The 6484-nt window shown below is 55.9% G+C and carries 6 protein-coding genes; 2 read left to right on the forward strand and 4 right to left on the reverse strand.

Features of this window, described 5'->3' with window-relative positions; translation table 11 throughout:
* Positions 1-190, reverse strand: a 190-nt coding sequence (locus HX846_RS39795; protein WP_256740085.1) for a PAS domain-containing protein, incomplete at its 3' end; no start/stop codon positions are given.
* Positions 191-247: 57 nt separating this feature from the next.
* Between HX846_RS39795 and HX846_RS29475 the strand changes: the two genes are divergently transcribed.
* Positions 248-1357: a DSD1 family PLP-dependent enzyme gene (locus HX846_RS29475; protein WP_178966713.1), complete on the forward strand. Its 1110-nt coding sequence runs from the start codon at positions 248-250 to the stop codon at positions 1355-1357.
* Positions 1358-1461: 104 nt separating this feature from the next.
* On the opposite strand, the gene HX846_RS29480 is transcribed toward HX846_RS29475, so the two are convergent.
* The 3 genes from HX846_RS29480 to HX846_RS29490 all read right to left on the reverse strand — a co-directional run bounded on the left by HX846_RS29480 (position 1462) and on the right by HX846_RS29490 (position 6039).
* Positions 1462-3045 carry a nuclease domain-containing protein gene (locus HX846_RS29480; RefSeq protein ID WP_178912246.1) on the reverse strand — a complete coding sequence of 528 codons (1584 nt, stop codon included), beginning with the start codon at positions 3043-3045 and terminating at the stop codon, positions 1462-1464.
* 2 nt (positions 3046-3047) lie between these two features.
* Positions 3048-5306 (reverse strand): McrB family protein, encoded by a 2259-nt coding sequence (locus HX846_RS29485; protein WP_178966714.1) that lies wholly within the window; start codon positions 5304-5306, stop codon positions 3048-3050.
* Between the two features lie 76 nt (positions 5307-5382).
* On the reverse strand, positions 5383-6039 hold the full coding sequence (locus HX846_RS29490) for a hypothetical protein (RefSeq protein ID WP_178966715.1): 657 nt from the start codon (positions 6037-6039) through the stop codon (positions 5383-5385).
* Between the two features lie 254 nt (positions 6040-6293).
* On the opposite strand from HX846_RS29490, the gene HX846_RS29495 reads away from it, so the two are divergent.
* Positions 6294-6484: pyridoxal-phosphate dependent enzyme (locus tag HX846_RS29495; RefSeq protein WP_178966716.1), on the forward strand; the 191-nt coding region annotated here is incomplete at its 3' end.

Genomic DNA, 6484 nt, shown 5'->3' on the forward strand with positions numbered 1-6484 from the left:
CCAGCTCGGTGGCCGGGTCACCCGGCTGGCGCCCGGAGAGGTTGTTGTGGATGGCCATGATTGCGTGCTGCGGGTCGCGCAGGTCGTGCAGCACGACCTCGCAAAACGGGCTGAAGGTCTTGCTCAGGCCTTCGGCAATCTGTTCGAGCTGGCTGATCAAGGCCGCTTGTTCGGGAGTGTGTTTTTTCATTCAGACAACATATCCAGTACTGGATAGACCGTCAATTTACCTTTTGGAGTGTGCACGATGGAAACCCCGACAGCTTTGCTGGATGTGAGCCGGATGCAGCGCAATATCCTGCGTATGCAGCAGCGTGCCGATGACTTGGGTGTGAGCTTGCGGCCCCATGTGAAGACCCATAAATGTGCCGAGGTGGTGGCGGCGCAAATCGCTGCCGGGGCCACGGGGATTACGGTTTCGACGTTGAAGGAGGCCGAGTATTTTTTCGACCTCGGCATTCGGGACGTTCTGTATGCGGTGGCGATGGCGCCGCATAAATTGCCTCAGGCGTTGGCGTTGCGTCGTCAGGGGTGTGCGCTGACGCTGATCACCGACAGCCTTGCCGGGGCCCGGGCGATTGTCGAGTTTGGTGCGCTGCAGGGTGAGGTTTTTGCGGTGCTGATTGAGATTGACTGTGATGGGCACCGGTCCGGGGTGAAGCCTCAGGATCCGCTGTTGCTGGAGATCGCCAGGCTGCTGTATGGCGGCGGGATGCTTGCCGGGGTGTTGACTCATGCCGGGGAAAGTTACGGGCTGGATACGCCTGAGGCGTTGCGGGCGATTGCCGAGCAGGAACGGGCGCGCTGTGTTGCAGCGGCCGAGGTGATTCGGGGGGCGGGGTTGCCTTGCTTGCAGGTGAGTGTGGGTTCGACGCCCACGGCGCTGTCAGCGGTGAGCCTGGAAGGTGTGACTGAGTTGCGGGCCGGGGTTTATGCGTTTTTTGATTTGGTGATGCATAACATTGGGGTGTGCCGTATCGATGAACTCGCGCTGAGTGTGCTGACTACGGTGATCGGGCATCAGGCGGAGAAAGGCTGGATCATCACTGACGCGGGATGGATGGCGATGAGTCGGGATCGTGGGACGCAGTCGCAGAAGCGGGATTTTGGTTATGGGCAGGTGTGTACCGAGGGTGGCGAGGTGATTGAGGGGTTGCTGGTGGGCAGCGCGAATCAGGAGCATGGGGTGGCTTGGTTCGACGGGGCGGCGGTGGATGTGGTTGAGCGGTTTCCGCTGGGGACGCGGCTGAGGGTTTTGCCTAACCATGCGTGTGCTACGGGGACGCAGTTCGGCAGCTATGGCGCGCTGCTGGAGAATGGTGAGGTGCAGGTTTGGGAGCGGTTACGGGGGTGGTAGATCCAAGGCCTCAAACGAGAGCGGGAAAAGTCTTCGTTGTCAGAATGTCGGATCAGCGTCAGGACTTGCGCAGATCGAAGAGGTCTTAAACGCTGGTATTGTGGTTACTGGACCTCAGTGTGTGAAGTGATAGCCGGTCCCAACAGGCCATGAAGCAATTCGCCCAGCGTATTGAGGTCCTCCCCAACACCCAGCGCCACGACGCCAACCCCGTATGTATCCCTGTACTGTGTGGTTTCCAATGAAGGTACTCCGCCCTTTTTTGGTACGAGTAACAACGTGCAATCAGGACCCCGGTCTTGCCAGCGCAAACTGTCCCGATAGATATGCGCGGATTGCATTGCATCCAGTACGCCATAGCGGCTGGCTCGATACTTCGCATCCAGCACCAAAAAACGCTTCTGACCATGGGCCTCAAGGGTGATGACAATATCCGGGAAACGCTGCCGCGAAATACTGGCGAAGCCCCGGTTGGGTTTTTTATCGAATGCCGGGCAGCGGACCTGAAGCCATACATTGAGCTCGATATTGGGTGCGATTGCGTTGAAGGCAATGCATTCAGCTTTGTTCGAAACGCAATCCCTTTGCCAGACCATGTGTGAATAGCGCGCTTGCAAGGTTTTGACTACTTGGAGGTAACACCACCGTTCGTAGACTTCCCAGGTAGGACTCATCCAATGCCTTTCATCGCTCAACTCACCACCCACCCCATTACGCAGAGCGTGCCAGCCCACCCGATAAGCGCTTGCGTACAGTGGATGCGCCGAAATAGCGTTCAACCCGGCCGATGAAATATGCGCCGTCTTTATTGATGTAAAGGGCTCACTGCGCGCAATTCGTCGCAGGTCATGCTGTAGGCGATTCAGGTACGCCATACGGCGCGCGAGCCTTGGCACCAGTAACGAACGAGCACCGTCCTGTTCCTTCTGCTCACTGAGCCGACTTAACCCCGCGATCACTTGCCCCGCGCGCCGAGCCACAGCGCGCAGAACCGCGCAGAGCGTCTGGTTCGCAGCATTATCAAGGTCGTTGAATACCGTCGAAACGTCAAAGGCAATGGGCCCGGGAGTACCGAAGTTGCTGGATTGCCCGTTCAACACCGGCAACATTGCAGGATTGCGCATAGCCTTGTGCACAGAGTATCGGTCCAGCCGTCTGACCTTGTTCAACCCCTGAATTGTCCGCTCTCGGCGCAGCCTCGTCAGTGGGCTTTTGGTCACCCTACGCATAGCCTTCAAAAATGCGTCGCCATAACAACGCAAGCGCGCGTATTGCAGATGCACATTCGTCACTTCACCTTGCACGCCGATCTGGCTTTTCGTGTATTCGGTCCCCATCAACAAACTTGGGTCGAAAGCCTGGATGTCGGCGATCATCCGCTCAAACGAAGCCTGTTCGAGTTTTTCGCCTTGTGGCGCTACAGACAGGCGATAAAGAGCGACAACGTTGCCGCTGACATCTGTGAGCTCAGCAGCGACTTCCCCCGCATAGAAGCCTGGCTCCCACACCCAGGCCATCTGTTGCTCATGCCGGCCGGCCGCCAGAGCGACGTCATCGACAAATAACTGGCCTGCCCCTTCGGGGATCAGAAAGACATAACGACCCTGCTCATGGAACCCTGAACACAGCTGATCCGGGCTGATGCTGAATAAGCGACCTGAGTGGTCAACGCAGACAATCTGCCCCATGCTTAACGCCAGAACCGGGCAGAACCCAGGTACTGGAGGTCTTCCAGCAACTCATGCATCTTGGCCTGCGATTGCGTAAGTTCATTCTGTTTGAGTACTACCTGCACTGCAGCAAACGCCCGTTGAATACGGGGCGAGTCCTCACCGCGCAGTTTGGGTAATACTTTGGAATAGATAGCCTGGTCCAACGCACTTTCAAAGTCGATAACGTTCCAGCGCAACGCCTCGCGGATATAGCCCATTACATCGCTGATCGTGCGCCAGCCGAAATGCAGCCTGACGGGACGAAGTGCTGCGACCAGATCCTTGAGTGCCTGCTGGACTTTGTGGGTCTGCTCGCTGGAAAGCGGACTATTTTTCCAACCAGGAAAGGCGTCCACGTCAATATCCCAGAACTCAATCACGCAGGCACGATCAAGCACCTTGTCGCTGAGTCCATGGGTGGTTTCGTCCATATTGACGGTACCGATGATAAAGAGGTTCGCGGGGTAGTCGAGGCTGGCTGGAATCCCATTAATCTCGACGCCTTGGGCGTGCAACTCGATCCGGTCACCGGTTTCCATTGCCGACAACAGCGGTGCGAGGTACTGCTCGGGGTGCGACAGATTCATTTCGTCCAGGACCACAGTGTAGGCACGGTCTGGATCTGCACTGGCACACAACAGAAAATCAAGGAGCGCCGTCCGCACATAGACTTCATTATTAATCGGGTTAATGTATCCCAACAAGCAAGACGGATCGTGCCAACCCGGTTGTACCGCAACGGTCAGCAAACCCTGCGCGGGATCTTTTTCCCCGTGCCGTAAGCCCAATGCATAACCTCGGGCCAGCAGTGTTTTCCCAGCACCGCTCAACCCCGTCAATACGGCAAGATGACGACGGTGATGGCTCCACAGGCCGGCATCGAGCTGGCCTATGAGTTCAGGGCGCAAGACAATGTTGTCGTCGAAACTCTCAAGAATCTCTCCCAGTTTCGGACGGTTGATATAGCCTTGGTAGTCGGGCGAGGTTTCTTGTGGCACCAGTACCGGGTCCCCTCCGAGCAAACCTGGAACCCAATGAATACGTTCGGCCCAAGTCAATCCACGCTCGGTCAACTGCAAGGTCTTGTCGGAGGCCAACTCAACAAGCTTCAGGCTGCGCAACCAGTTGATCAGTGAGCTCGGAACAAAGTTGCTGGTCCAGCCTGGATTGACCTTTTGTAGTTCCAGCGCCAGGGCCTTTACAGTCAAAGGTTCCTGCATCAATAGATAGAGCATGTTGTCGAACCCGAGAATACGCGTTAACAACCAATCGCAGAAATCATCCGGGTCGCCAGACTCAAGGAAACTTTCGCCTCTTGGCGTCAGGTAAAGGTTGTCTCCGTCAGGCCGCAATACACCCCACTCCGCAATCAACGCATTGATTTGAGTGTTGAGGGTGCCGGTTACATGGCCGGGGTTAATTGAATGCATGTGCTCACGGAAATCTTCGCGCGTGCAGCCTTCACGAGCAAACTCGATCATTGAACGAATGGTTGATGAGCCCCCACCAATAGCCAACATGCCACGGCGCCGACGATCTGCAGGTAATGGGTTGAGGCGCTCCTCTCCGGTAGCCAGGTCTGATACCTCCGTCGCCTCCAACTCCGCCTTTTGGACGTGATTGACGTACAACAACCAAGGCACGGTCATATGCTCAACAAAAAATTGCGTCAGCCCTGGGCCAGGATCGTCAAGAACCCCCTTCAATCGCGCCATTACCCAGCGTTGCTCCGACAGGCCATGCCCCAGGGGACCGTCAAACCCCATCGCGATAGCCAGCTCGTGGAGCTTTCGGAAATTGGTAATAGTCGTGAAGTATTCAGGACAAATAGCCGCGAGCAACCGACATAACTTCAGCAAAGGCCGGCGCTTGACCTTGAGCTCTACCAAGGCAAGTACCTGTGCCCAAGTGGAATCAATCAACATCTCCACGGCATCAGGGAGCAACACTCGATAGGTTGACTTTAGCTGCCATAAGACCTCGGCGATTTGCCCATCGGCTGCCACCAATGAAATGTCGACACTGCCCATGCCTGTGGCTGAAATAGCCCGGCTGTCCCAAAGCATTCGCTGAAATGCCTCACTGGTGAACTCATCGTGATCCGACTCGCGCACTTTTTCGAGCAAGACCATCAGTCGATTACGCCACTCCTGATTTCCAGGTTGGGTGCGCGTTTGCTCAAGCGCGCTTTTACAAGCGGCTTTCAGCTGGGTGTCATCTTTCAAATCCAACAACATTGGCTTAGCTCTCCGAAGCCACTAGGTCTTTTTACGGCTGAACGGGCGTGAATCGTTAAAGCACAAAGCGTCCGTCTCAGACTTGCAAACTGAAACCAGCAGGAGGACAAATAAGCGTCACCATTTTGTCGGCCTTTCTACGGTAATCATCACCCGCCCACACGTATGCCTTGATCCAGATTGTCATGTTGTCGTATTGGAAACGGATACAACTCTGATCATCAAGGTACTTGTTGGAACGTGCGACCTGTTCCTCACGCTCAAATACAGTAATTACCAAGCCAACGCGGTAGTCCTTGCACGCATCCTGTTGAGCTTTGGCGCTACGCATATCCGCAGTTGAGAACCGGTAAAACTCGTTGCGCTCCAAGTCCAGCTCAGTGCGCACGGCGTCACGTTCCTGACTGTAAGGATGGCTGTGAAAGTCTCCGAGAAAACGCAGTTCCGGAAAGAATGATTCGACGAAGGTATTTTTCAAGGTATAGGCATCGTCGCGGGCAGTAACGGAATCCCCCGTGCGGTGAGCGGCAGTCGATACATTTGCCTGGCTGATACGGTACACGGTCTCGTTCATACTGGTTGAGCTGAGATGGCCCCACAGATAACCAAAGGTCTCCAACTTGATCCCGGTACCGTCCAGATCGGCAGAGTGATCAACGCGGTAAGCCTCCAGCGCAGAAGTGGCAATCGTAAAAAAGGCTTGTTCGGACAGTGATACCAGGCAATTGGACATGGATCTACTCGTGTCAGTCGGTGAGATCGACACAAGGGAGGCGTGAAAAAACTCCCGCTACATGACCATCCTTGTGTCGAGCATTGCGCAATGGCCATAGAAGCCATCCAGGGGCGATAAGGTAACCGATCACCGAGCGAAGACAAAGCCATTTGCCACTATCACACACCGCAAGCAACTTAACCCAACCAGCCTAGCTCAGATACAGCACGTGGCCTGGTATATGATGGGTACGACCGATCAGGAAATGACCAATGCTGCCGATTCGCACCCCGTTGATCCTGCACCCCGGCTTGTCTACCGCTACCCGGCGGGTCTGGCTGAAGCTCGAGAACCTGCAACCCTGTGGCTCGTTCAAGTTGCGCGGCATGACCACGCTGTGCGCCTACGCGGCGAGCCAGGGCAAGACCACGGTGGTATGCCCCTCCGGCGGCAATGCCGGGCT

Origin of the sequence: Pseudomonas sp. K5002, from assembly GCF_013386655.1 — a bacterium.
Taxonomy (GTDB): domain Bacteria; phylum Pseudomonadota; class Gammaproteobacteria; order Pseudomonadales; family Pseudomonadaceae; genus Aquipseudomonas.